Genomic DNA, 25,711 nt, shown 5'->3' with positions numbered 1-25,711 from the left:
ATTTGTTATTTGTAACAGATAAAAATCATAAAGATTTCATGAAGAATTAACAAACATCTACGTATTTTTGCTAGATATTTGGATATTTCTTAATATTTATGAGAGTGATAGCTATGGCTCAACCTAAACATTATATATGTTTGGTCAATTCTGAATAAATCTAAGTTTTTATCGAGAAGAAGCAGGGCTAATTTTCCCAGATATAAGAAAAGTTCAACCTTGTGATTCTGATAAAATGAGTGTTTTAAAATTTTTAATAAAAATGGAAAACTTAAAAGCAGGGGGGTTGAGGCTATTCTGCTAATCTCAAATAATTGACTTCAATAAAAAGGATTCATCCATCAGGATAATCTAGAACCTAATATAGGAAAATATTCGCATCTAACTATGGCGACAAAAGGAGGCTATTCCCGATGAATTACGAAACTCCATCGGTTTATAGATTGGGCTAGTTCACACTTTCAAATCACAACAAGCCTCGTTTTCCATTGGGGCGCACGGTCATCCAATTTGTTTTTGCTAGTGCTAGCTGCTCATCAGAAATTTTGGCACTGGTGAGATTAGCACCACACAGATTAGCTCCTCGGAGGTTAGCATTGCTGAGATAAGCATTGCTAAGGTCTGCGCCTCGCAGGTCTGCTCCTTCTAAATCAGCATGGTTAAAGTATGCTTTGCTCAAATTAGCATCCTTAAGATTTGCTCGAGTAAGACTAGCTCTGCCAAAGTCACTATTGTGAAGATTTGCTCCCTGAAGATTGGTTTTTTGCAATTGAGCAGAATGGAAATTTGTTTGAGATAAATCAGCACCTTGCAGATTTAGCAAATTTAAATTGTGTAAGGCAAAATCTCGTCTTCCCTTCAGATAAGCTGTTAATAAACCTTGGGTATCTAACTTTCGCCCAACTTTAGAATTTTGACCTTGTGAACCATTGCTGTTGCTACTGAAAGTTGTTGATTTGGCCATCCCAGAACCTTGGTGCGATCCCGCGGCTTCAGCTGCCTTGGCTCGTCTAGCACGAATCGCTGCCGCTACCTGTGCCACTCCAGTGCTGGTAGCAGCCGGGTTGTTACATAAAACAGCAGAATTTTCCAGGTGGTTATGTGTTCGCTCTTTAGATCCGTTATCAGATTTAATCAGCAAACCTTTTGCTAAACTATCTAAGTATGGTTCTATTTCCAATGCTCTGAGAACTTCTGCCGCAGACTGATAGCGATTACGTACAGACACCTCTAACATTTTTCGTAACACATTGCCCAAGTGATCGCTCACTTGCACAAGCTGCTCCCACATCATCTCGCCAGTGTTGGGATTGTAATCTAAATCTTTAGGAGTTTTGCTAGTCAGTAAATAAATGCATGTGACCCCCAATGCATAAATATCACTGGCGTAGACTGGACGCATAGCCATTTGCTCTGGAGGTGCAAAACCAGGAGTACCAATAGCATACGCAGTTAATGCTGTCTGTCCTGATGGGCCTGTCGCACTTTGGCTAATTTGGTTTTTGACGGCACCAAAATCGATGAGCACCATTCTAGCATCTTGAGTGCGGCGGATTAAGTTAGCTGGCTTGATATCACGGTGAATCACCTTTTGCTCGTGGATGTATTGCAACAGTGGCAAAATCTCGCTCAAAAATTGCTTAACTCCAGTTTCGCTCAAGATGCCGTTAAGTTTGACCTCCTCTTGCAAGGTATCACCACTGATATATTCTTGAACTAAGTAGAATTGCTCGCGATCTTCAAAATAGTCTAACAATCTTGGTACTTGGGGATGATTGCCAATCTTACCTAGAGTTTTGGCTTCTCGTTCAAAGAGTTCTCTGGCCATCTGTAAAACGTGTGGGGCGCTTCCTGATGGGCGTAATTGTTTGATTACGCAACTCGGTTCTCCTGGTAAGCCTTGATCGTTGGCTAGGAAGGTCGCTCCAAAGCCACCCTGACCTAATGGTTTGATCGTCTGATAGCGATCGCGCAACAGTAGTTGCGAGCCACAAGACTGACACCTTTGGCTATATACCAAATTTTCTGGATCGGAACAGGTAGGATTTAAGCAGTAGCTCATGCACTCTCAACTCGCTGCACGAATAATCACGGGGAGTGTTATACTCCCTTCCAATTATTTAGACATTAATCAACTCTTGCCAGGTAATTTTTGCTGGAAATCCTTTGAAGAGTTCCTAAAGTTTAACTGAGATTACCTAAGGTGATCGCTAAACAAGATTATTTATTATACTTACATTGGCAAATACTGTTTATGCTATTTTCTAGCAATTCGTAATTCCTAATAACGCTCTCTCAAGGTTTGTGGCGTTTATCGCGCTATTATCACATTCAGAAAATCAGCTTTAATCTGGTTTTTGCATGGGAGAATTGGTATTAAAAGGTATTGGAGGGCAGTGTCCAACGCCAGTTACTAATTTGGGGAAACCCCAGACGCTCGCGGACTCGCTCTAAGCATTGGCGCAGCCTCTCGTAGAGAAGCCATGCCAGCCATGCCGTTGGCGAACGCGAGTGCGTGTCGCAGACAAGCCTCTCGTACCACTTTGTGGAAGCAAGCTACGCGTAGCGTCTCCCTTTGGGAGAGGCTAACGCTTTTCCTTCGGAACGCTACGCGAACGCGGAGCGTCTCGTAGAGAAGGGAGAAGACCGCACTGGCTACTCTACAGAATATTCGTTGTAGAATTTTGGATGCCCAAATTTGGAGGCAATTTAGAATTATCTCCATCAGTCGTTAAGAGATTATTAGCTAGCTTTCATGTTCACACTAATCAGCTGTTCGATAAGTGCAAAAACATCACTGCGGCTGAGTTTCTCTTTACCATTAGCAAGGGCGTCAAGGGTGCCGTTTGCCAAGGTGAAGGGGATTTGACAAAAATCTAAGGCTGGCCCGGTAGGAAGGTCTTTGATATAAGCTTCTGCCAGGGCTAGATTGCGCCGGGCATACTCTTGCATATTTTCTGCACTCCAACCTTCTGGGAAGAATTCTACCCCACGCCCCAAATCTTCAGTATGGTTACGCAAGATATTAACTGCTTGTAAACCCCGGCCAAAACCAATCGCCTGGGTACGGTTCGTTTGTGTTCCATCATACCAAGCCCACAAGTCAGAAAGTAACAGTCCCACTGCACCTGCAACTCCAAAGGTATAACGATCTAAATCAGATTCTGTGTAAATTTTCCAGTTTTTTTCTGCCCAATAAGCCATTCGGTCTGCCATTGCAGCAGTGGCGTCCCAAATTCGAGGTGCAATGCTGTCTGGTGCTAGCAGTGACCATTCTCTAATTCTCAAAGTGACTTCTTCTAATGAATTCTCATACCCACTAAATCCTGCAAAGAAAGCATCTACCGCGAAGCCATCAACTCCTGCCTGCAATGTCAGGCTGATGGTTCTTAACAGCTTTGCTTTAGTAGCGTTATCTAGTTCGGGATGATCTTCAATTTCATCAATGGCACGCATACACAAATATGCCGATGCTACTGCTTCTTGCAATTCTGGCGGTAAAACACTAATTGGGATATAAAAAGTTCGGCTAGTTTCTTTGAGGATTTGCAATGCATCTCTACGTAAATTCATGTTTTCACTCCCCACTTGATTTTTGCACCACATGAAGTTTGCAGTTTTTTGATGATACTGGATATAGTTTTGACTAAACCTTAAAAACTATAGACTATAAGATACGCTAGTATTTCATCTAAAAATTGATAGTTTTTGGTGTTGCAATTAACAAAACTCTCAAATTTATCAAAGTCTAGTCTAGTATAGAGGTTTTTGGGTGCAAAAGTGTTTGAAGTGTCGTTTGATATAGCTTTCATAAACTTTTAGCAAACATATAAAGAATTATGGTAATATTTGGTTCGATATGACGAAATTGTTCTATAAGCAAACATCCATTTTAGCGATTTAAAAGTGCTTTAAGTCTGCGTTAATCTGACTAACAAAGTGGAATTATTGTATATATAAAGACAATTCAGGAAATGCTGACAACGGATAACAGCATTGGTACATAGCTTTGGATGGGTACAGTGGTTTAGCGAAGAGTTAGGGTCAGTTAAATTGGACGACATATAAGGCTGTGATGCCTGAGTTGGACTATACCTAATCTATTGGAGTCAGAAACGCCTTGCTGTTCAAAGTGACATAAAGTGACTAAAACTCCAAACAAGAAGTTCCCGTATATTTACGATATTGGCAATAATAGGGAAAATTCCATACCTTTACCCTTTACCCCACTTTTTCAAGAAGTGGGAATGAGAGGACACCTCCCCATCTGCTTTTAGCAAGAGGAGATGCCGTAGGCATTGGGGTTATTTCGCGTATTCATCAAGAATCGGTGTTATGGTCCAGATTATGTTTACATACAAACAAACCGAACAGTCTGTAATAAATTAAAAAAAATATTGAAGTATTCCTAATTATTGAATTTTATGAATCCCTTGTTGATACTGTAAATATTTTTTTTGTAATTCTTCTGGAATGGGAATAAGACGATTATTTTGCAGACTGACAAAACCACCCTTCTGGCTAGCCACTGCTGCTAACTCATTGTTAGATAAAATTTCAGCTTGCACAGTCCACTTTAAGCGTCCTAAACCACTCAGCCATAAACGTCCAATCACTCGATCGATAATCTTTATTGGACGTTTATATTCAATTTCAGTCCCAGCGATAATTGGTGTATATCCTTGCTCAATTTGTTGATTGAGTTGCCAATGTTCATCTAATAACTTTAGACGTAAATCCTCTAGCCATCTGATATACACGATATTACTCACAATTCCCATAAAATCAATGTCGTATGTTTTGACAGGAATTGCTAATACTACTTCTAATGGTCTGTGTAAATTGTTATTTCCTAGCATTATTTCTCTTGATATTTTTTAATACTGCTGGGTCTGTTCAATTAAAGTGAAGCTTCCAAGTATTGATTTAGGTGATTAATTACCCTATGGATATGAATTGAATCTCCATAAAGCTTGCTCATCATTATGCCTCCTTCCAGCGTTGCGATTATGATGGTAGCGATTTCATCAGCACTCACTTCAGGGCTAATTTCACCCTTTTCAATTCCTTTTTCAATAATTCGACAAATTAGATGTAGCCAAGAGTTCATCGCTTGTTGAGCGCGTTCTCGCAACGCCGGATGAGCATCATCACTTTCCACAGCAGTATTCAGCAGTGGACACCCTCCCTTGATCGGTGGATTTTCTGTGAAGCTACTAAACACCCCAATGATTGCTTGCAGACGTTCTAGTGCGTGGTATTTACTTCGTAATGCAAATCTGGTATGGTGCTTAATGCGAGCGATCGCAAAATCAAAAGCCTGTAGTGCCAGATCGTCTTTGCTTTGGAAGTGATTGTAAATTCCTCCTTTCTGTAATCCAGTTACACGCATAATGTCTGACATCGATGAGCCTGCATATCCCTGTTGGTTAAACAGTTCGGCTGCTTGGTGGAGAATTCTATTTTTTGTTTCTTCGCCTTTGGACATTACAGCGATTTATTAGAGTAGAGAGTTGTAAATTTACTGAACTAAAAATTACTGTAAATTGAAAATTACCGACCGAACAGTCTTTTTATTAATATCATGATATATGCTTGCAGGTCAAGTATTTTTCAACGCCGAGTTCTGAACAAAGATCTATTCGATGAAGTCAAGGTATACATAGATTTGCACGATGGCATTTGAAGTGAAGACAATATAGTTAAGTAAGTTGGCACAACGTTCAGACAACGCAGATTTCACCTGGTCATAAATACTATTAGTTTTGATGCTACCTCTACTGTCGGTAATGATAAATTTTGGCATCAACAGAAATTTCAGCAGCAATATTGGCGATTTGAGCTTTGCTAAACAGGATTTTGACTGGGTTGTAAAAACAAAATTTTCCATGAGTTATTAGACTTGCGGTCTATTATCCAGAGAATATAGCGATATACAAAGCGAATACGCTGGACGTTTGATCGCGTTTACAAGTAAAATACGGTAAGTACATCGCTTTACCGGCTTTAGTATGTAAAACCGCAAAAAAACCAGTAAGAAGTTGATTTTAGTCAAACAACTGACCTATAAGCAGTTATCAAAGTCTGTTTCAGCTAAATACCAGTTGTCATACTTCCAAAAACTTCCAGACAGGTTTTAAGTTGTCCAGTAATCCTCTGCTCTAACTTTTAGCTGGATAACCTTTTCTTGTGTCACTCATCTTTTGAGAAACACAATAACTTGCCATGACCAGCTCTATCTACCACTGGGCTGTGATTCGGCTGAGTTATTGCTCTCTAGTAGTGAAGTTCTAGCTGACTTTCTCAAACCCCCAAAGAGTATGCACTATTTATTACTACCATTCTTAAGCTTCTTCGTTGGCATCATAGTTGGTTTGACGGGAATTGGCGGAGCCTCTCTCATCACCCCAATGTTGATTTTTGTTTTTCAGGTTCCACCTTCCATCGCCGTGAGTTCTGATGTTGTAGCTGCCACATTAATGAAGGTTGTTGGTAGCGTCAAGCATTGGGAACAAAAAACCCTGGATACAGAAGTTGTCAAATGGTTGGCCTTTGGAAGTGTTCCGGGCTCATTGTTCGGAGTGGGGATTTTGCACTTCATTAAACATACAGGTGAGTATAGCCTGGATAATATCTTGCTCCGTTTGCTAGGTGGGATGATTTTGCTAGTCACAGTGTTAGCACTAGTGCAATTGTTGTTATTGACTTTTTTCCCAAAATTTAATTTACCCGAACTGCCAAAGTTAGACTTAGAAACTAACTTTGGTCGATTTATAACAATTACTTTGGGAGCAATTTTAGGCTGTTTTGTCGGTCTAACTAGCGTCTCTTCAGGTTCAATGTTTGCCCTAGTGCTGATTGGGTTTTTCCGCCTTGATGCACGGAAGCTAGTGGGTACTGATATTTCACACGCAGCAATTTTACTGCTGTTTACAGCCCTTGGTCATCTTAGCCTGGGAACAGTTGATTGGAATTTGGTACTGCCTATATGGTTAGGCTCTGTGCCTGGGGTGTTACTAGGTGCTAAAATCTGCCAAGTAGCTCCGCAACGGCCACTACGATTTATTATTTACGCCATTTTAATGATGGTGAGTTGGAAATTAGTTCATCAGGTGTAACCAATTTGAGATTTTCAATTCCAAATCCAACATCCAAGATTGATTAACTTCTTACCCAAAGAGTAGAGTGAATGTACCTCGCTCATACATAATGAACAGACCCAAGCCAATTAACACAAAAGGTACGGCAGCTTTACCGTAGCGACTTAAAATATTAGCAATGGTAGGTTGACGGCTTAAAAAATAAGCGATCGCACACCAAACCCCTACCATGATAAAAAATATACCTAAAATTACTCCCAAACTGGCAAGGTTATGACCAGCGAACAAAGGGATATATATACTAATATTGTCACCACCATTAGCGATCGTTACTGCTGCCACTTTATAGGTTTGGGGGTGCAAAATACTCAAAATAAAAGACAATACCGGGTTAGTAGGTGTAGGCTCTCTAAAATCACTACTGACTGTCTGAACTGTTATAGTTTCTTCTTTTCTAGATATTAATTGTTGAATACCAATTGCTATTGGTAGTAGTCCTAACAATCCTATCCATTCTCGCTGTACAACCAATCCACCAAAAAATCCTGGTAAGCTAGCGATGATAATGGCTGTAAAACCCAGATATTGACCGAGTAAGATATGCCGCCGCCGGAAATTAGCATCTACTTGTGAAAAAAATATTAACAAGATAATGATGTCATCAATGTTAGTGGCGATGAAGGCAATTATCCCTTCACTGAAGGCTGTCCCTAGCTGACTCATGCTTGATTTTTAGAATCTACGATTTACCACCATACCAAATTAACCTTTCAAGTAATTGAACTACACCACTCCCAATACCTTTCGGTTAAGGGGAAAAGGGGAAGGAGAAAAGGGAAAAGAAAAACCTTTAACCTTTTCCCCAAACCCAATTTCAAGTTAAAAATGCTTAACCGAACAGTATTGACACCATTCCCCACTCCTTATTCTCCATCTCAGTCGTAGTCTAAATACCTGAAAACTGCTGTTAAATATGAGCGAGTTAGTTACTGAAATTACTACAGGGGCAATTGCGTTCATTGCCACTAACATTGATGATATTGTCATTCTATTGTTGTTTTTTTCTCAAATAAATGCTAACTTTCGCCCCCGGCATATAGTTGCTGGCCAGTTTCTCGGTTTTACAGTTCTGTTAATCCTTAGCCTTTCGGGTTTATTCGGTGGATTAGTTTTATCAAAAAACTGGATTGGATTACTTGGTTTACTACCAATGTCTATAGGTATCAGTAGCTTAGTGAATCAGGAAGAAGATTCATCAAAAGAAGTTCTAGCTGCCACAGAAGAAGCTGAAGCATCAACAATTACTAGCTTTTTATCTCCCCAAGCTTATAGTGTGGCAGCTGTTACCATTGCTAATGGTAGCGATAATATTAGTGTCTATGTGCCTTTATTTGCTAGCTGCAACTTAGAGAGTTTTTTGGTAATTATCGGATTATTTTTTCTCTTGTTAGGAGTTTGGTGCTACGTTGCATACAAATTAATTAACAACAGAGTTATAGCTGATGTATTGACTCACTATATTAATAATCTTGTGCCTTTTATTCTGATCGGATTAGGGGTTTTTATTGTATTAAAAAGTGAAGCTTTAAGTCCAATAAAACTAGCTGCTAGTGGTGTCTGTTTGATGATTTTGGTGAAAAATAATGAAAGTAACGATAAAATTGGCGAAAATTCTAGTAGATAACAAAGCTAATTTTAGATTTTAATTTAAATGCGTTTACCTTGAGTGGCAAATTCCTCGATTACTGGCTTATCAACGCAGACTTGAGCTTCCGTATTCAACATCCATTCAGCAACGGTTACATACTGCCTTTGAGTCGTAGATTTTACTATCTTTTTCTTGAGAACTGAACCAGTACCTAAAATACCTAATGCAACTAAACCCCAAGCAAAACTTGATTCAGGAATAGTAACTGGTTGTGATGCCGTGATGAAGCTAACATTTACATTTTCATCAACAACTTGCAAAACACTTTCTTGATTGAATCGTTGAGTGTATTTATTAATAATGTTGTAGATAGAGTTTTTGTTTTGCTGAGTATCGTTAAAAAACAAGGAAATACTCTTAGACTTTTCTTCAATAATATTGCCTGTGCTGTCTAAATACTGTCCATTAGCATCGAAAACAGTTAATCCATCTGGAAAAAGAGGGGTAACGACATTATTTAAAAAGCTTTGAAAATCATTATTAGAAACCTCGCCACCTCCGGGAATATCGCGCCCAAAGTATAAATCTGTTCTGATGAATTTGTTAGTTGGAGTATCATTCAATATATCACTTGGGTCAAAACTCACTTTCACATCTTCATCTGCAACTTGCAAAACACTTTCTTGATTAAATTCTTGAGTGTATTTACTAACAACGTCATAGATGGATGCTTGATTTTTGGAGGTATCTGTAAAAAAGAGCGTTACGTCCTTGGACTTTTCCTTGATAATAGTACCTGTGCTGTCTAGATACTGCCCATTAGCATCGAAAACTGTCAATCCATCTGGGAAGCGAGGGGTAATGACATTGTTTAAGAAAGTTTGAAAATCATTATTAGAAACTTCCCCATCTCCGGGAATATCGCGCCCAAAATATAAATCTGTTTTAATAAATTCGTTACTAGGAGAATTTTGAAATAAATCGCCTAAGCCGAAACTAACATTTACTCCTTTATTTGAGACTCGCAAAACGCTTTCTTGATTAAACTGTTGGTTATACGCCTGACTAATGTCGTAAATAGAGGCTTGATTTTTCGGGGTATCTTCAATAAAGAGAGTGACGTATTTAGATTTTTCCTGAATAATATTGCCTGTATTGTATAAGTATTGTCCGTTGGCATCAAAAACTGTTAATCCATTTGGGAAGCGGGGAGTAATGATATTGTTTAAAAATGTTTGAAAATCTCTATCAGAAACTTCTCCACCACTAGGAATATCGCGTCCAAAGAATAAACTTTCCTGGATAAGGGAAGCAGCATCTGCCCTGAATGCAGTAAATGAAATCCCAATAGAGAGCGCTACACCTGTCGCTAAGGTTGTAGAAATTTCGGTGAAAATATTCTTCACTATTAGATTAGGCATTAGTTATTTTTCCGAAAAGCTAGATTTGACACTCTCTGTTCTAAAGACACTGAGATTCTTGAATCTAAGATATAACTTGCTCAATCAAGCTGACGCGAGACTGAGTAGAGGTTTCATATTTTAGACCTGTAGAGACGCGAAATTTGATTGGGTTACGCTAACGTCCTGTTGTGCTAATGCGTCTCTAGCAAGGATTTTGGGCTTAACTGATGGGGATTGAGACCCCACCTGAATCAAACTTTACTCAACCACTCATTCTCCTCTGGGTCTTTGAATAGTGAGGTGCTGAGGTAGCGTTCGCCGAAGCTAGGCTGGATCATCACGATGAGGCGACCTGCATTTTCTGGTCGTTGTGCCACTTGAATAGCCGCGTATAAAGCAGCGCCAGTAGAAATCCCCGATAGCAATCCTTCTTCTTTTGCGAGGCGACGGCTGTAAGCGATCGCTTGCTCATCTGCTACCTGAATCACTTCATCTACCAGTTCTGAACGGTAAATTGCTGGGACAAATCCCGCGCCGATACCTTGAATTTTGTGAGGACCTGATTTACCGCCTGCTAATACCGGGCTGTTGCTTGGTTCAACTGCGATCGCTTGGAAACTCGGCTTCCGTTTTTTAATAACTTCTGAAACTCCCGTAATCGTCCCACCAGTACCCACTCCCGCCACGAGAATATCTACCTCTCCATCGGTATCATTCCAAATTTCTTCGGCTGTGGTTTCAGCGTGAACTTTCGGGTTGGCGGGGTTGCGGAACTGCTGCAACATATAAGCATTGGGCGTTTTAGCTACAAGCTGTTCTGCATGAGCGATCGCTCCTCGCATCCCTTCTACCCCTGGCGTTAACTCTAGTTGAGCGCCATAAGCTTTGAGCATGGATCGTCTTTCGTGGCTCATTGTGTCAGGCATCGTTAGAATGAGATGGTAGCCCTTGGCAGCTGCCACCATCGCTAGCGCAATTCCTGTATTTCCAGAAGTCGGCTCTACTAAAACAGTTTTTCCGGGGTGAATCAAGCCTGCTTCTTCCGCCGCTTCCACCATACTCGCGCCAATCCGGTCTTTCACAGAAGATGCTGGATTCATGCTTTCTAGCTTCACCACAATCCGAGCAACCGCTCCTGAAGCTTGGGGAATCTTGTTTAATTGAACTAAAGGAGTTCGGCCGATTAACTCTGTGATATCTTTCGCTATCCGCATGGGGGTACTCCGTCGTGTCTAAATATAATACATTGGACTCTGCTGGGCGCGAGTTTCTCTTTCCTCGCACAAGTCTTGGAGTGTATAACGACCCAAAACTTCTATTGAGGCAGCGTTAGCTTGCTCCCAAACTTCATAAACCAGAGTCTTTTCCAGAGTCGGAGAGTTAGAGGTATCTTTCTCTTTCCGCTCGCCTTCAACCAAAGTGACAATTTCAAGTATTGTAATCTGCCAAGGTTCCCGAACTAAAACGAAACCTCCTTTAGAGCCGCGTTGACTCTGCACCACACCAGCACGCCGGAGGTTGGTCAAAATTTGTTCCAGATAGCGCTCAGGTATAGGTTGCTTGGCAGTAATCTCGCTCATAGTTAAAGGAAGTTTTTGTCCGTGGTGGCTTGCCAGTTCTAATAGTGCCAGCAGCGCATATTCCACTTTGGAAGACAGATCCAAGAGAGCGTAGTTTTGGCTATTCAACACTGTACTCAACATACTACGGTGAATTGAGGGACTTATCGCAGTTTATGCGAAATTAATTTTTTTCAACTGTGGAATGTGATAGCATCCCACTTATTACCCACAAAAACACTATACTCTATCGAATTACCGTAGATTTTGATATTACACAATTCCCATATAAGGACTCGATCTTTTTCTGGGAATCATCCTGAGTTTCTGTTTTCAGAGCCTCACCTACCAAAAAAAATCTCAACAGAGTATGCTACTAACTGATTTGCGAACCATTTTTGAGCGTGATCCAGCAGCCCGTAACTGGCTAGAAGTATTGTTCTGTTACCCTGGACTGCAAGCTCTAGTGTTTCATCGATTGTCACACTGGCTGTATAAAATTGGAATTCCCTTCATACCAAGATTCATATCTCATATTAGTAGGTTTTTAACCGGAATTGAAATTCATCCTGGGGCATTAATTGGCCAGGGAGTGTTTATTGACCACGGGATGGGAGTAGTGATTGGCGAGACTGCAATCGTGGGCGACTATGCTCTGATTTATCAAGGTGTCACCCTTGGCGGAACTGGGAAAGAAAGCGGCAAACGCCATCCAACTTTAGGTTCTCATGTGGTTGTGGGAGCAGGTGCGAAGGTATTGGGAAATATTCAAATTGGCGATCGCGTCCGTATTGGAGCCGGTTCTGTGGTGCTACGAGATGTCCCCAGTAACACTACTGTAGTTGGGATTCCAGGGCGCGTAACTCGTCAGAACAACTCGTCTAACAACGTTCTGGATCATGATAAAGTACGTGACGTAGAAGCTGAAGTCATCCGCGCTTTATTTGAACGCGTCAAGTCTCTAGAGAAACAGTTTGAGCAGTTGGAACAATCAAGTTTGTCCCCAACTGAGCTTGGCGACGAATTAACCGACAACCCTAAGAGTAATAATTCTGATGGGATGATAGAAGATTTTCTTGATGGTGCGGGAATTTAATTTAGGAAATTGGACATTGGGCACAAGAGGCAGAGGTGCAGAGGGGCAGAGGGGAAAAACTTACTGCAACTTCTCCTCGGTCACTGAGCGTAGTCGTTGGCGTGGTCACTGAGCGTAGTCGAAGTGCAGCCTCTCGTAGAGAAGTGCTGCTCCTCTGCTCATCTCTCCCCTCTTTAAAATACCCATAGGTTCTTATAACCTGATATAAATGTAATACTACGGTTAATTTATCGGAGAATAGTTTTATATAATATGGTGTCTTTGTACACAAGCTTATCTAGTTCAAGCAGTAACAATACTAAGCAACTTTTTGCCCGTAGGTCATTTCTGCCAGAGCATCATAACGACCTTTGGAAGATTGAAACGGGTTTTGTGAGAACTTTTAGCTATCTGGAAGATGGTACAACTGTTGCTTTAGGATTGTGGGGGCCTGGAGATGTCGTTGGTAAGAGGTTGTCAAAATTAGAACCTTATCAGATGGAATGCCTAACTAAAGTGGAGGCAACAGTTTTACCTCTAGAGGAGTGGACTGAACTAACAGAAACTCTACTGGCCCATATCCAACAGGCTCAAGAATTGATGATTATTCGTAGCCATAAAAAAGTGGATACTATGCTCATCAAGCTATTGGCATGGTTATCCAAAAAGTTTGGTTCGGAAGTTGAGAAGGGACGTTTAATAGATATGCGTCTGACTCATGAAGACCTGGCGGAAATGCTCGGTTCAACTCGTGTTACGATCACTCGTGTTCTTGGGCAGTTTGAACAAGAGGGCTTGATCGATCGTCTTTCCCTACATCGAATTGTCCTAAAAGAAGAAGAAATTTGGTACTACGAAATTTAGATTATTTCAGTAAAACCAGCTATCGCCGTCAGCATTCGGCTTACCCACAATTCTAAGATTCAAAGATTCTAGGTAAGCTAAACCGCGAGAAATTTGTGGCACTGTTCCCCGCAGTTCAATGTCAAAGCATCCTTCTGCATCTGCACTTGGTTGTAGCATAGCCTTGGTAATATTAACTACCAAGCCACAAGTAGAAATTAACTGCGAAATCACGGGCGCTTGCAGATAGCATTTGGGAATATGTATCCGCAGACGAATCTGAGTGACTTGGCTTTTTTCAGAAACTGAAGAAACCAGTGATAATCTGTTTTGGGAATTGTTTTTTTGGTTATTTAGTGTTGCCATTAAATAGTGATGATTTTATTTTATTAATTAGCGTAGGCGTAGCCCGTCGTAGACATCGCTATAAACGCTAGACAAATCCAGCCAAATCGGTAGTCCCAGTTTTTCTAAATAACTCAAGCTAGAGTAGAGTTGCTTTGTTCTCCCCCACAAATCCAAGTCAAACCAGCCGTCATCTTGCGTATCGGGTTGAAGTATAGCACTGGTGATATTGACTGTTAGACCATAACGAGAAACTAACTCGGAAATCACTGGTTCTTCGTAATAGGATTTTAAGACGCACAGTTGCAAGCGCAATCGATTGGTTTGACCCAGAGAAATCCATTGCTGGAATTGTTCTTGCCATTTATTTGTCAGCTGTGCAGAGTCTTTGGGACTCAGTTTGGTAGCTGGATTTGGGAAAGGTAGAGTGTGCTGGTTGGGTTGAATTTGGTTAGCGATCGCTAGTTGCAGTAAATTCACTCCCAATCCTTGCAAGTAAGATAGGCTATTTGTCAGTTTTTGAGGATTTCCTGAAAGTTCCAAATCAAACCAGCCATCGCTGTCACTGTCGGATGTCAGGGATGCAGCTTTGATATTGACAGTTAAACTATAACGAGACACCAGCCGAGAAATTACAGGTTGTCTATTATACCGTTGAGGCACAAGAATTCGACTGTGGACTGAAGCAGGTTCTACAGATTTACTCTCAGACATCAGATTAATTTCCAATAGCCATACCTACGGTGGTAACAGAGCGACTGGTGAGCGGAGTCGAACCATGCCGAAGTCCTACGCAATTTTTGGGTTTGGCAGAAAATCTTACTAATGCCGTGCTCCTACAATTTAACTGTGTGTGGTTGAATATCAGCCTCATAGAAATTTTCATATTTCTGGCTTTTTATTTAACTACGGCAACTCTACGGATTTAATGGATTTAATTGTTATTTACAGGAAAATATCACAAAGTCCGCAAAAAAGCAATCAGCAAATTAACGTAAGTTAGGAGCAGTTTATGTAGAGTACTTGACACTAAACGAATTGAGAAGTTATTTCATCTGTCTCTTCGCTGATATCGTTATTATCTTGGAATCAAAACTGAACGCATCCTTTTTACCCGACCTCACCAAATCGCGTTGCTCCCGTTCGATGTTCTTGTGAGAGAATAAGTTACACATAGCTTTTAGGGACTTACATGAATAAACCCTAAAATATCATCACCTGACCCTGCAACTGGGGAATGTCGTTTACAAGATTTAAGTTTTAATAAGCACCGTATTTATTTACGAGTTCTTTACATTCTTTTTCTAATATCAAGCATCAAGATTGAGACGCTCAAGTCTTGCATTAACTATCTTGAGAATTGACCGCCTTAAACAACTTTAATAACGTGAGTGCAATCTATATGAACTTTAAACAATTTGGTGTATTACTGTCTATATCTACAATTTTTGGAATGAACGTTATTGCGACCAAGGCTTTGGCTCAAGATTTGCCTAGTATTTCTTTTGGAGCAATAACAACGGTTGGATGTAGTGTTGCAAATCAGCCGACTGGATCTGTCCGTAGAACCTTACCAATCACCTTGGATAACATCAGTGCAAGCGAGGGTCAGCGTCAAAGGTGTATTTTACGTGCTCAGACTTTTATTCCTAGTGGTTTCTTCGTCAAAGATATACAGATACTGTACAAAGGAAGTGCTACAGTTAGTTCAATGAGTAAAGGTGCTAGCTTAAGCAGAACCTATAGCTTTAGTGGTGGTGCTCTTGGTCAAGCCATATCTCCCATTAAAACTACCAAGTTTACATCTAGCGGTTCTAATGGATTTGCAAAGCAAGATGGTATTGCTGTTCTATCTACTTCATGTGGTGGACAAGGACTATTAGGTATTAATATAATTGCACAATCATCACTAGGAAGTTCTATAGACCTTTCCAAAATAGTAATATTTTCTGGTAAGCTGTCACGTTGCTAAATTTAATAAACTGCATTACTTTCATTTTTAATTTTTAGCTCCCACTTAATCAGACCACCTTCATTAAGCAATTTACTCGACTTATTTGCCAGAGATTTAGCGATTGATGTTGGGGAATCGCCTCATATAATACCGCCTCTTTTTTTATCAACCGAAAGTCTGCGGCTTTCCTGGTATCGTTTTAGCGTGAATTAAGATGGGATTATCCAAAGTTTTTGCCTCTTGGAAATCCTATGCACCTCTTTACATCCGACTTGTGTATACACGGTAGCAAAGAGTGGGGAACAAAAGAAATGCATATTGCCTTACAAACGGTTAGCAGGGGGAAAGGAGAGAAATAGCTCCTCATTGCCAATAACCGCAGCTTTACCGACGGACACCACTACCGTCACAAAGATTAAAACCTCTTAATACTTAGTTAAATTAAATACATCCAGAAGGATGAAGGCAAATCTCTCGAACGACATGAGCCATCCACACGCAACTACGTGGGACTTAGTTAGTACTTGAGCTAATTATTAATAAACTAACAGGTAAGTGCTGGCGCGATCGCGAAAACTTTAAACTTTAAGTTCATATCCTAAAATTACCTTCTTCTTTCCCCTGTTAGGATATTAATCAGCATAAGATAGTCGGTTAAATTTTGATTATAAAGTTTGATGATTAATATTACTAAATTCAATAAAATTGACTTTCTCGTTTTGATTGCAATTGTGGTTATTGGTCTTATACATTTACCTTTTCCATTTGATGGAGATCAAGCATTTTTTAGGCTTGGTGCTTTGGAGATGCAACAAGGAAAGTTACTTTATCGTGATTTTTGGGATGTGAAGCAACCGGGGATTTTTTGCTTTTACTTTTTGGCAGGAACTTTATTTGGTTTTAATGAGATTGGTATCCATCTCTTTGAACTTATTTACATGGTGTTTCTGTCTATAATATTGTTGCTGAGTCTAAAAAGCTATTTTCGGCATCCGATAATCGCAAGTCTAGTACCTTTGTTAACGGTTGGCGTTTACTATACTGTTTCAAAGCCTTGGCATCTGACTCAAGTAGAGGCACTGGTTAGTTTGCCTTTATTTACTTGTGTTTGGTTGACTTCTCAATCTTTTCAATATGAAGGTAGAAAAAGATTTTTTCTACTTTTACTATCAGGCTTTATTGGTGGAATTGTCATCACATTTAAATTAATACTTCTGTTAATATTGCTTTCATTTTGGCTAACTCTTTTAATCTATTCTGTGCTAATCAAACGGGAGCCAATTCAAAAAGTTTTTGTAGAAATATTTATTCCAATTTTTATGGGGATTATATTTCCTATTTTATTTATTGTTAGCTATTATGCCTGGTTTAATAGTTTACCAATTTTGTATCAAACATTCTTTTTATATCCACCTCGGATTGTTGCTAATTCCCAATTTGACCCAAGTGGGCTTTTTGCAGGAATAAAATGGTTCTTAAATAATTTTTACCCTCTACTTTTAGCAGCTACTGTTGCAGTAGATGTATCATTGCGTAAGTCTAAGAATATATTGACTTTGCTACTTGTGATTTGGTGTATTTTTGCTTGGGGTGTGATTGTTCTACAACGTGGCGCATTTTGGGAATACCATTATTTACTATTGTTTGTACCTTTAGGTATTTTAGCTACTAAAGGATTAGATGTTTTATGGGAGTCTTTAAAAAAATTGAGTTCCCCATTTACTACAATCTTGCTAATATTTTTGTTTTTCTTGCCTTTATCTAATACTCTTATAAAAAAGAGCGTTGTTCTGGTTAATAACAACTTTGCTTTAACTGAAGATACACGATTTAAATATCAGACTGTTTTTAGAGAAAAATATCCATCTCTTCGTTCAGAGGCTGAATTTATCTCCCAACCAGGAAGTCTTCCTGGTAATATTTATGTAGCTGGCGATCCATCTATTTACTACTTCTCCAATCGAATTCAGGCAACATCACTACGTGGTTGGGCACTTGAATATTTTCTGCCTGAGCAATGGACAAAACTTCTACAAGAGTTAGATTCATCTAAGCCTCCTTATATCTTTATTGATTATATTCAGCAGCCTACTATCAACAAAAATTTCCCAAAAATGCTAGAATTTCTTGAGGGAAAATACCGTATTTTACGTCAAAATGATAACGGTATTTGGTATACGCTTTTGTAGAAAAATCACTACAGCAATTCTAAATAATTCATGAAAAACAAGATCCCCGACAACTTTTACGAAGTTGCAGGGTGGTTTCATACAAGCAGAGAAAAATAATAATGATTTATGGAGGGTGGAGAAAAATGGGTAGATAAAGGGTATGAATCTCATTGAACAATTGCAGGAAGTCCCAGATTATCGGCACATCCGGGGACGAAGACATGAGTTATGGTTAGTGTTATTGCTCATATTGCTGGCAGCAATGACTGGGTATTGGGGCTACCGACCATTGGAGGATTTTACCTAAATACACAGACTTGGCTATTGCCCACAGATTTATCTCTCATGATGTTGACAAACTCCTTATCCTTGTGGAATGAAACAGACCTGCCTTGGAAAGGGGGGATTAAGGGGGTAAATCCAATTTACTCCTTAGAAAGATCCAGCAATCATTCCAGCAAGTAAAATAAAACCAATCCACACATTTTGCCGGAACATCTCACCGTAAGCAGAATTGGGTAAGTGTCGGTCTGTTAATCGTAGAGACTGCCAAACCCATCCGATAGTAGCAACTGCAAGGCCAATCCAGAAAGCTAAGTGCAGATGTATAACTACGCCTAACCAAGACAATAATAAGATTGTGCCAGCAAAGAAAATTCCAATGGCTAGAGGGGCATAATTACCAAAAAATAGGGCGCTAGAATTAACACCAATGCGGCGATCGTCTTCTTTGTCGCTCATGGCGTAAACTGTATCAAATCCCAATGTCCACAGTACTGTCGCACCCCAAAGCAACCAAGTTGGTTGAGAAATGCTTTGCGTTACTGCACTCCAGCTAATCAAGACCCCAAAACCCCAAGCGATGGAAAGCACCAGTTGCGGTACGGGAAACACCCGCTTTGCACCTGGATAAAGCAAAATTACAGGCACTGCTGCTACGCATAACCAGAAACTCAGGGGGTTAAGATAAAAGGCCAAGACTGCTGCACACGCTAAAGAGACGATCGCAACTACAATCCCAACTTTCACAGATAAGGCGCGAGAAGCGAGGGGGCGATCGCGTGTTCTCTCCACTTCTGGATCGATATCCCGATCCCACAAATCGTTGATAACACACCCAGCCGCACTCGTGGCCAGAGTACCCAATATAATCACACCAACCAGAGGTAAAGGCGGTTTTCCTGAAGCTGCCAAAAACACAGCCCAAAGGGCAGGAATCATTAAAATTAACCGCCCTTCTGGTTTATGCCAGCGTAAAAGCCGGATAATTACAAGCCAAATTGGTGACTGGGGGCGTTCTGGCGTCGTTAACATAGAAATCAACAAATAGCTTTAGAGAGATGAATTCACACTTCTTTACATCTATAGAATAACGTTATTTGTTATTTGTAAAAACATAACCCCCAGTGGCAACTTTAAATAGTCACTGCGGTTATAAATAGTAGGGTGAATATACATAGCTCAGTTACCCTCGATCAAGCTGAGTTGCGAATGCTGAGTATTTTTTAATTTACTCAATATTCAGCACTGGCTCAACGCTCTGCTACCGCTAACAGCACTCAATCTGAGCAAGTGTGTTGTCATAAATATCAGTGCTAGCTACCCCGACGTATCACCGTTTGCCATCATTTCTTAATAAAGAGAGAAAACTAGATGCTGAATTTAGTTTCTAGCTGGGAGAGTATTCCTACTCAACCATCTAAGCAACATCGGATTATTGCTGCCATTGACCTGGGAACAAATTCTCTACACATGGTAGTAGTCAAGATTGACCCCACACTACCAGCTTTCAGCATTATTGCTAGAGAAAAGGAAACCGTGAGGCTTGGCGATCGCAATCTTACCACTGGAGAACTCAAACCAGAGATAATTGAAAAGGCGATCGCGGCTTTAAGACGCTTCCAAGAAGTTGCCAAAACTATCAACGCTGAAACAATTATCGCTGTGGCAACTAGTGCTGTGCGAGAAGCCCCCAATGGTAAAGATTTTTTGCACACAATAGAAACGGAGTTGGGTTTAAGCGTTAACTTGATTTCTGGTCAAGAAGAAGCGCGGCGAATTTATCTTGGTGTGCTATCGGGGATGGAATTTAATAACCAGCCCCACATGATTATTGATATTGGCGGTGGTTCCACAGAATTGATTTTAGGCGATAGTCACCAAGCCCGTACTCTCACCAGTACCAAAGTTGGTGCAGTGCGACTTACTAGTGAGTTAATCACCACTGATCCCATCAGCAACACTGAGTTCCAGTATCTGCAAGCTTATGCACGTGGGATGTTGGAACGTTCTGTAGAAGAAATCTTAGCAAACCTAGAGTTAGGGGAATCTCCGCGTTTGGTGGGTACGGCGGGTACAATTGAAACCCTGGCGATGATTCATGCACGAGAAAAGTCGGGTGTTATTCCTTCCACTCTCAACGGCTACCAATTTAGTTTTAAAGACTTGCAAGAGTTGGTAAATCGCTTGCGGAAACTGAGTAATTCCGAAAGAGCTGAGATTCCTGGTATGCCAGAGAAGCGCCCTGAAGTTATCCTCGCTGGCGCAGTCATATTACAGGAAGCAATGACCCTTTTGGGTAGTGAATCGATTACAGTTTGTGAGCGTTCTCTGAGAGAAGGCGTAATCGTAGACTGGATGCTAACCCACGGTTTAATTGAAGATAAGCTGCGCTACCAAAGTTCAGTTCGGGAACGGAATGTTCTCAAACTCGCAGATAAATACCATATCAATTTAGAATACAGCGATCGCGTCGCAAAATTTGCGGAGAGTTTATTTGACCAAACTCAAGGTACTCTACATCATTGGGGAACTGATGAACGACAAATGCTCTGGGCAGCCGCCATATTACACAATTGCGGTCATTATATCAGCCATTCGTCTCATCACAAGCACTCTTACTATTTAATTCGCAATGGTGAATTACTCGGTTATACAGAAACCGAGATTGAAATTATTGCCAATTTAGCGCGTTATCATCGCAAATCGCCGCCCAAGAAAAAACATGAAAACTACCAGAGTTTGCTGACTAAACAACAGCGACAAATTGTTAGTCAATTAAGTGCGATTTTAAGATTAGCAGTAGCATTAGATAGGCGACAAATTGGTGCAGTCGCTCAAGTGCAATGTGAGTATTATCCACAACTTAATCAGGTCAACCTACTAATTTTCCCAACTCAATTGGATGATGATTGTGATTTAGAACTTTGGAGCTTAAATTATAAAAAAGGAGTGTTTGAGGAAGAGTTTGGAGTGAAATTAGTAGCGAGTTTAGAAAATTCTAGTATTCCTAACTTGTCTTAGAAGGTGGGGTGCGTTAACTAGTGTAACGCACCTGCACATAGCTTATGTTGGGAGCATTCACTGGAATGAAACACCGAGCGATTGGAAATCGCGGCTACACAAACGAACGCGAGTGCATCTCGCAGATAAGTCCGCCTACGCGGACTCTCTGAAACTCGCGCAGGCGGGTTTAGTTTGTATAGCGCCAGACTTCTAGTCTGTTCGCGTAGCATGCGCCTTAGCGCAGGGCGATCCACCAAAAGTGGATGCTCCCGCTTATGTTTATGCTTGCGATCGATAATCAGCTTGAGAAGTTAGTCTCAATATAAAAGCTTAAGGTAAAAATCAAAAAATTTATTTAATTAATGACTTTTTAAGAAGGTATTATTAACAAATAATATTCTATTATACAACAAAAATCTTAATTAAATTTGCAAAATGTATCGAGTTAAAAAAATATATCATTTTGACATCTAACTTAAGGATGAATTTATAACTGTCCCAAGGAACCATTTAAAAACAAACATTAGTAATTAGAATAGAATTAACAATCTATTAAATGTAGGTTATGTTGCTAGTGGATATCTAAGCCGGGAAACTTAGATATCCTTATATAAAATTTCACTAGTTTAATAAGTAATCAAGCAGACATAATATTGAGGGCTGCAAAAGAAACTTGCGCAGATTTTTACCGCTAGGTATGGCGATGTCTACGACGGGCTACGCTTACGCAGTTGTCTGGACACTTCAAGGTAAAATTTCGGTAGGCTCCTCACTGATGCGTGGGGTAGAGGATAGTTGCCAAAGTCAAATGCAATGTTTCTTTGAGCGATACTAATTTAGTCTTACACATCCTAAAGTAATTACGGTATAAATCAACTTGCACGCATTCTTTCTGACGCTCCCCAAGAGTTTTTTCCTTTTTTAGTAATTTGAAGATAAGTATCATGTTTTACACAAAAAACGATAGATACCGTATGATTTTTATTGGTTGAAAAGTATGTTTTTTGGGGAGGGTAATGTGATGCGCTTACCGACTCGACAGCAACGACACCAACAATTAATAGAGAAATACATCCTATCGCGCCGTACTATGCTAGCTCTATTAGGTCTAGCCTGTACCCCTGGCTTGGAAAACTTGGTCAGAGGCGATACTCACCCTTCAAAGCCAAGTCCTCCTGTCAATCCGCACATCCCAACTTTACCGCAACACGATCCGCTCAAATGCCAGCAAGAGCGTCAACAGCAGTTACAACAAATACGTCAAGAATATCAGATTGCATCGCGGCTACCAGCTTCTGTCCGTGTGGCAACTTTACCTGCCCAAGAGATTTTTTCTGAAGGGTATAACAATAATCGGGGAATTTTGGCAGAGAAAGTAGCAGCGAATCAACAGGCGTTTTTCAAGAATCCTCAATTATTTCTCAAGTTAGAAGACTACGCTGCGGTTTTTCCTATTCTGCCCTTACCAGATGTAGCCAAGAAGAACAACTTCCAAAGCGATGCCACATTCGCGCAACAGCGGCTTTCTGGCCCCAACCCAATGGAACTAACCAATGTCTTGACACTCAATTACAGCCTGACTCAAAAACTTGGAATAACGGATGAGATTTTTCAAACTGTGCTTAGAAGTGTATATAGAAGAGGCTACGTTAGAGAAACTCTCAAAAGTGCTACTCAAAATGGCAATCTGTTTGTCACCGATTATGCATTACTTGATAGTGATACCGTTACTCCGAAAAAGAATCAATTTCTTACTGCCCCACTTACACTTTATTATTGCGATCGCAGTCGCAGAGATTCACGCTTAATCCCTATTGCCATCCAACTAGGACAAGTTCCCGGAATCAGCCTGCTTTGTACACCAATGGATGGGGTTGACTGGACTTTAGCTAAACTGATCGCTCAGATGGCTGATTTTTATGTCCATGAGTTAGTACGTCACTTGGGGCAGACCCATCTTGTTTTAGAACCAATTGCACTAGCTACTGTTCGCGAACTAGCAGCTCGCCATCCCGTGAATGTGCTGCTAAAACCCCATTTTGAGTTCACAATGGCAATCAATGCCCTTGCGGATCGGGTACTAATCAATCCTGGAGGATTGGTAGATATCATTTTAGGAGGCACTCTTGAAAGCTCACTTAACCTTGCAAATCAAGGTGTTAGTGAGGTTTTTAACAATTTCAGCAAATTTGCTCTTCCTACTAATTTACGCCAGCGCGGTGTCGATGACCGTTCTGTATTGCGAGATTTTCCCTATCGTGATGACGGCTTGCTAGTGTGGAAAGCCTTAGAAGAATATGTTAGTCAATATGTAGCAATTTACTACAAATCCAACCGAGATATCCGTGAGGATTTTGAACTACAAAATTGGATACAAGTTTTACAAAGACCCATTAGCGAGCAAGGTTTTGGTATAGTTTCTTTACCATCCCGTCTGACCAACCGCGACCAGTTGATCGATCTACTCACACAAGTCATTTTTACTGCTGGCCCACAACACTCAGCTATTGCCTGGATTCAATACCAATACATGGCTTTTATTCCGAATATGCCAGGAGCCATCTATCGGCCTATTCCAACCATCAAAGGAATCGTTCGGGACGAGAGCCTCACTAGTTTTTTACCTGGCGTTGAGGCAACCTTCGCTCAGGTTAACGTTATGGCAGTGATTGGCACTAAGCAAGATCCCAAGGCATTTACAGATTTCGGCGTGAATAGTTTTCAAGACTTTCGAGCTATTAATGTTCTAAAAGGCTTGCAATATCGGCTCCAAGGTTTAGAAAAACTCATCGAACAAAACAATAAACGCCGAAAGGAATGTTACCCTGGCTTTCTACCTTCTCGTATGGCTAACAGTACAAGTGGATAAGCTTCTTGTGAGCTATCAAAACAACAGTTAATCATTAGGTATCTTGCAAAAATCCCTAACACCCCATCCCTTAATTCCCTCCCCAAGAATAAGGCTACGGTGTACACACAAGTCTGAAGTAGTTTATGAATCTGGTTTTCCCCCACCCTAACCCTGATGTAGAGACGCGATAAATCACGTCTTGAAAGACGTTTTTGCAAAATTGACATACTCATTAAGAATCTGGATTGATACATTTAAGATGCTCACAGCCAAAACCTTGAGTCATCATTGCAGATAGCTGTTGAAAAACTTGTTCATCAAAGTTGAGTTCTCGCATAATTTGGTCATAGGCTTGTCCCTGCGCTATCCGCTTTGCCATTTCCTGAAACTCTACCCAAGTTAAATCACTCTCAACAAATGCTTTAGCAAGAGTAATTACCAGTTCTTCATAATCATTGTCTTCCAATTTTGTCATCATTCGGTGTTCAATATGAAGCGAATCATCGAAACAGTAATACCAGGATTTTGGTTGCTGCTTAAGTACTCTTCGGAAAAAATCTTGCTGTTTCGAGCGACTAACAGCACGATCTGCCTCACTAGATACCATTAAGATTGGAGCAGAAACACAGCCTTGAGCCTTGTCTAAAACCTGAGATCCCAATTCTAGAAATATCCGTAAGGCCTTGAGACGAAAACCTTTATAACCAAAATTCCCAGGTGCATTTTTGTTGAACCATTCAAAGTAAATTGGCAGAATTTTGATGAGTTGATCGAATAGTAAATAGCGGCTACCTAAATAAGGCGTGAACAATAAAGTGCGGTCAATCTCTTGAGGATACTCTAAAGCTAACCAAGCAGCTAAAGTTCCACCTGTTGATAATCCACCAATCACAACTTGTTGACCTAGCGTTTTGGCAATCTGCAACCATTTGATGACAAATTGTTGATAAATCTCAATATCTGTTGGCAGCGGTGGAGGATTTTGCGACTTCCAGTCACCTGAGCGTCCATGACCGGGTTGTAAAGGAATCAAAACGTTATATCCCTTGTTAAAGAAGGCTTTACCAAGCGGCTCGAACTGGTAAGGGCCTGCTGTAAAACCATGCAAAAACAAAAAAACTTTTGATGTGAAGTCAGGATGAATCAAAAATTTAGAACGGCAGGCTTCATTTTTAAGACCTAATGTGGACTCTAATTGGTGAACTTGCTCTAGAATTTCTACTGTATTTTGAATGCCAACTTTCATTTATGTAATTATTATATTCATATACATATAGTAATCCTACTTGAATCCTGCTCAGAATACTGAAAAGTAAATCTTTGTCTGGCAAGCTTTTAAGCAGCTTAGTTGATTAAAAAATTAAATAGGAATCCTAGATATATGTTATACCAATTTAATATGAAGCTGCATATAATAGAGGGAAGCAAACTTGATAAATTTGAATACTCATGAGCCGTCCTTTTGAGATTGAAATCG

22 protein-coding genes and 1 pseudogene are annotated in these 25,711 nt (G+C 40.3%); 10 read left to right on the top strand and 13 right to left on the bottom strand.

What is annotated here, in order from left to right; genetic code table 11:
• Positions 1–466: 466 nt before the first annotated feature.
• The 5 genes and pseudogenes from V7K53_RS08510 to V7K53_RS08490 all read right to left on the bottom strand — a co-directional run.
• A complete protein-coding gene (locus V7K53_RS08510; protein ID WP_335197110.1) occupies positions 467–2,062 on the bottom strand; it encodes a serine/threonine-protein kinase in 1,596 nt (531 codons plus the stop codon).
• Between the two features lie 680 nt (positions 2,063–2,742).
• Positions 2,743–3,573, bottom strand: coding sequence for a phytoene/squalene synthase family protein (locus V7K53_RS08505; RefSeq protein ID WP_335197109.1), 831 nt, complete (start codon positions 3,571–3,573; stop codon positions 2,743–2,745).
• Positions 3,574–4,412: 839 nt separating this feature from the next.
• Positions 4,413–4,859 carry an acyl-CoA thioesterase gene (locus V7K53_RS08500; protein WP_335197108.1) on the bottom strand — a complete coding sequence of 149 codons (447 nt, stop codon included), beginning with the start codon at positions 4,857–4,859 and terminating at the stop codon, positions 4,413–4,415.
• A gap of 41 nt (positions 4,860–4,900) precedes the next feature.
• On the bottom strand, positions 4,901–5,488 hold the full coding sequence (locus V7K53_RS08495; protein ID WP_335197107.1) for a TetR/AcrR family transcriptional regulator: 588 nt from the start codon (positions 5,486–5,488) through the stop codon (positions 4,901–4,903).
• A 231-nt stretch (positions 5,489–5,719) separates the two neighbouring features.
• Positions 5,720–5,897 (bottom strand): annotated as a pseudogene (locus V7K53_RS08490) (NADH-dependent alcohol dehydrogenase); the annotation flags it as partial.
• 423 nt (positions 5,898–6,320) lie between these two features.
• Between V7K53_RS08490 and V7K53_RS08485 the strand changes: the two are divergent.
• Positions 6,321–7,118, top strand: a complete 798-nt coding sequence (locus V7K53_RS08485) for a sulfite exporter TauE/SafE family protein (protein WP_335197240.1) — start codon at positions 6,321–6,323, stop codon at positions 7,116–7,118.
• A 51-nt stretch (positions 7,119–7,169) separates the two neighbouring features.
• Here the strand turns inward: V7K53_RS08485 and V7K53_RS08480 are convergent, their stop codons facing one another.
• A complete protein-coding gene (locus tag V7K53_RS08480) occupies positions 7,170–7,823 on the bottom strand; it encodes a cadmium resistance transporter (RefSeq protein ID WP_335197106.1) in 654 nt (217 codons plus the stop codon).
• Positions 7,824–8,073: 250 nt separating this feature from the next.
• On the opposite strand from V7K53_RS08480, the gene V7K53_RS08475 reads away from it, so the two are divergent.
• Positions 8,074–8,784 carry a cadmium resistance transporter gene (locus V7K53_RS08475; RefSeq protein ID WP_335197105.1) on the top strand — a complete coding sequence of 237 codons (711 nt, stop codon included), beginning with the start codon at positions 8,074–8,076 and terminating at the stop codon, positions 8,782–8,784.
• Between the two features lie 23 nt (positions 8,785–8,807).
• On the opposite strand, the gene V7K53_RS08470 is transcribed toward V7K53_RS08475, so the two are convergent.
• The 3 genes from V7K53_RS08470 to V7K53_RS08460 form a co-directional block, all read right to left on the bottom strand.
• Positions 8,808–10,169 (bottom strand): DUF3574 domain-containing protein, encoded by a 1,362-nt coding sequence (locus V7K53_RS08470; protein WP_335197104.1) that lies wholly within the window; start codon positions 10,167–10,169, stop codon positions 8,808–8,810.
• A 233-nt stretch (positions 10,170–10,402) separates the two neighbouring features.
• A complete protein-coding gene (cysK, locus tag V7K53_RS08465; protein ID WP_099103540.1) occupies positions 10,403–11,365 on the bottom strand; it encodes a cysteine synthase A in 963 nt (320 codons plus the stop codon).
• Between the two features lie 18 nt (positions 11,366–11,383).
• Complete coding sequence (locus tag V7K53_RS08460; protein WP_322692964.1) at positions 11,384–11,854, bottom strand: RrF2 family transcriptional regulator; 471 nt, start codon at positions 11,852–11,854, stop codon at positions 11,384–11,386.
• 226 nt (positions 11,855–12,080) lie between these two features.
• Here V7K53_RS08460 and cysE point away from each other — a divergent pair, with 226 nt between their 5' ends.
• Together cysE and V7K53_RS08450 are read left to right on the top strand one after the other, a co-directional pair.
• Positions 12,081–12,806 (top strand): serine O-acetyltransferase, encoded by a 726-nt coding sequence (cysE, locus tag V7K53_RS08455; protein WP_335197103.1) that lies wholly within the window; start codon positions 12,081–12,083, stop codon positions 12,804–12,806.
• Positions 12,807–13,058: 252 nt separating this feature from the next.
• Positions 13,059–13,649: a Crp/Fnr family transcriptional regulator gene (locus V7K53_RS08450; protein ID WP_334715912.1), complete on the top strand. Its 591-nt coding sequence runs from the start codon at positions 13,059–13,061 to the stop codon at positions 13,647–13,649.
• 6 nt (positions 13,650–13,655) lie between these two features.
• Here V7K53_RS08450 and V7K53_RS08445 read toward each other — a convergent pair whose 3' ends face one another.
• Both V7K53_RS08445 and V7K53_RS08440 read right to left on the bottom strand, forming a co-directional pair.
• A complete protein-coding gene (locus V7K53_RS08445) occupies positions 13,656–13,994 on the bottom strand; it encodes an NIL domain-containing protein (protein ID WP_335197102.1) in 339 nt (112 codons plus the stop codon).
• A 27-nt stretch (positions 13,995–14,021) separates the two neighbouring features.
• Positions 14,022–14,687 (bottom strand): NIL domain-containing protein, encoded by a 666-nt coding sequence (locus tag V7K53_RS08440; RefSeq protein ID WP_335197101.1) that lies wholly within the window; start codon positions 14,685–14,687, stop codon positions 14,022–14,024.
• Between the two features lie 739 nt (positions 14,688–15,426).
• On the opposite strand from V7K53_RS08440, the gene V7K53_RS08435 reads away from it, so the two are divergent.
• From V7K53_RS08435 to V7K53_RS08425, 3 genes are all read left to right on the top strand, one after another.
• A complete protein-coding gene (locus V7K53_RS08435; protein WP_335197100.1) occupies positions 15,427–15,945 on the top strand; it encodes a hypothetical protein in 519 nt (172 codons plus the stop codon).
• Between the two features lie 659 nt (positions 15,946–16,604).
• Entirely contained in the window at positions 16,605–18,116 is a 1,512-nt protein-coding gene (locus V7K53_RS08430; protein WP_335197099.1) for a hypothetical protein, read from the top strand.
• A gap of 142 nt (positions 18,117–18,258) precedes the next feature.
• Entirely contained in the window at positions 18,259–18,405 is a 147-nt protein-coding gene (locus V7K53_RS08425) for a transposase family protein (RefSeq protein WP_335197098.1), read from the top strand.
• A 125-nt stretch (positions 18,406–18,530) separates the two neighbouring features.
• On the opposite strand, the gene V7K53_RS08420 is transcribed toward V7K53_RS08425, so the two are convergent.
• Complete coding sequence (locus V7K53_RS08420) at positions 18,531–19,412, bottom strand: 4-hydroxybenzoate solanesyltransferase (RefSeq protein WP_335197097.1); 882 nt, start codon at positions 19,410–19,412, stop codon at positions 18,531–18,533.
• Positions 19,413–19,751: 339 nt separating this feature from the next.
• On the opposite strand from V7K53_RS08420, the gene V7K53_RS08415 reads away from it, so the two are divergent.
• The 3 genes from V7K53_RS08415 (at position 19,752) to V7K53_RS08405 (ending at position 24,252) form a co-directional block, all read left to right on the top strand.
• Complete coding sequence (locus tag V7K53_RS08415; RefSeq protein ID WP_335197096.1) at positions 19,752–21,401, top strand: Ppx/GppA phosphatase family protein; 1,650 nt, start codon at positions 19,752–19,754, stop codon at positions 21,399–21,401.
• A 685-nt stretch (positions 21,402–22,086) separates the two neighbouring features.
• Entirely contained in the window at positions 22,087–22,218 is a 132-nt protein-coding gene (locus V7K53_RS08410) for a hypothetical protein (protein WP_335197095.1), read from the top strand.
• 162 nt (positions 22,219–22,380) lie between these two features.
• Positions 22,381–24,252, top strand: coding sequence for a lipoxygenase family protein (locus V7K53_RS08405; protein WP_335197094.1), 1,872 nt, complete (start codon positions 22,381–22,383; stop codon positions 24,250–24,252).
• Positions 24,253–24,466: 214 nt separating this feature from the next.
• Here the strand turns inward: V7K53_RS08405 and V7K53_RS08400 are convergent, their stop codons facing one another.
• Positions 24,467–25,480 (bottom strand): alpha/beta hydrolase, encoded by a 1,014-nt coding sequence (locus tag V7K53_RS08400; RefSeq protein WP_335197093.1) that lies wholly within the window; start codon positions 25,478–25,480, stop codon positions 24,467–24,469.
• Positions 25,481–25,711 lie beyond the last annotated feature (231 nt).

The organism is Nostoc sp. (genome assembly GCF_036917355.1).
GTDB lineage: Bacteria > Cyanobacteriota > Cyanobacteriia > Cyanobacteriales > Nostocaceae > Nostoc.
The sequence above is the reverse complement of the archived record's forward strand: the minus strand, read 5'-3'. Positions and strand labels throughout refer to the sequence as shown.